The organism is Nocardia sp. NPDC051981 (assembly GCF_040680715.1).
In the GTDB taxonomy this organism is placed as follows: domain Bacteria; phylum Actinomycetota; class Actinomycetes; order Mycobacteriales; family Mycobacteriaceae; genus Nocardia.
This window is the reverse complement of sequence record NZ_JBFAXK010000082.1, coordinates 1-1045: the sequence shown is the minus strand read 5'-3', so window position 1 is coordinate 1045 and position 1045 is coordinate 1. Positions and strand designations below refer to the sequence as shown.

At 67.8% G+C, this 1045-nt stretch carries 1 protein-coding gene; it reads left to right on the top strand.

Annotation, left to right across the window (positions count from 1 at the left end; translation table 11 throughout):
* Window positions 1–1045 (top strand): biotin carboxylase N-terminal domain-containing protein (locus AB0L60_RS42495; RefSeq protein ID WP_364626678.1); only part of this gene is annotated, 1045 nt, incomplete at both ends.

Sequence of the window (1045 nt, the reverse complement as noted above, 5' to 3'; positions counted from 1 at the left end):
AAGGTCCTCGTAGCCAACCGAGGCGAGATCGCCGTGCGTGTGATCCGGGCCGCCAAGGACGCCGGTATCGCCAGTGTGGCCGTATACGCCGAACCGGACGCCGATGCGCCGTTCGTGAAGCTCGCCGATGAGGCGTTCGCGCTGGGCGGCCAGACCTCGGCCGAGTCGTACCTGGTGTTCGACAAGATCCTCGACGCCGCCGCGAAGGCCGGCGCGGACGCGATCCACCCGGGTTACGGCTTCCTGTCGGAGAACGCCGATTTCGCGCAGGCTGTGATCGATGCTGGGCTGATCTGGATCGGTCCGTCGCCGCAGTCGATCCGGGATCTGGGTGACAAGGTCACCGCCCGCCATATCGCCGAGCGCGCCAACGCGCCGATGGCCGCGGGTACCAAGGACCCGGTGAAGAACGCCGACGAGGTGGTGGCGTTCGCCAAGGAGTTCGGTGTGCCGGTGGCCATCAAGGCCGCTTTCGGTGGTGGCGGTCGCGGCATGAAGGTCGCGCACACCATCGAGGAGATCCCGGAGCTGTTCGAGTCCGCGACTCGTGAGGCCATCGCCGCCTTCGGTCGCGGTGAGTGCTTCGTGGAGCAGTACCTGGACAAGGCCCGCCACGTCGAGGCGCAGGTCATCGCCGACAAGCACGGCAATGTGGTCGTTGCGGGTACTCGTGACTGCTCGCTGCAGCGTCGCTTCCAGAAGCTCGTCGAGGAGGCCCCGGCGCCGTTCCTGTCCGACGAGGTGCGCTCCAAGATCCACGAGTCCGCCAAGCGGATCTGCCGCGAGGCCGGTTACTACGGCGCCGGCACCGTGGAGTACCTGGTGCAGGGCGAGACCGTCTCGTTCCTCGAGGTGAACACTCGCCTGCAGGTCGAGCATCCGGTCACCGAGGAGACCGCGGGTATCGACCTGGTGCGCCAGCAGTTCCGCATCGCCGAGGGCCATGAGCTGTCCATCACCGAGGACCCGACCCCGCGCGGTCACTCCTTCGAGTTCCGCATCAACGGTGAGGACGCCGGCCGCGGCTTCCTGCCGGCGCCCGGCC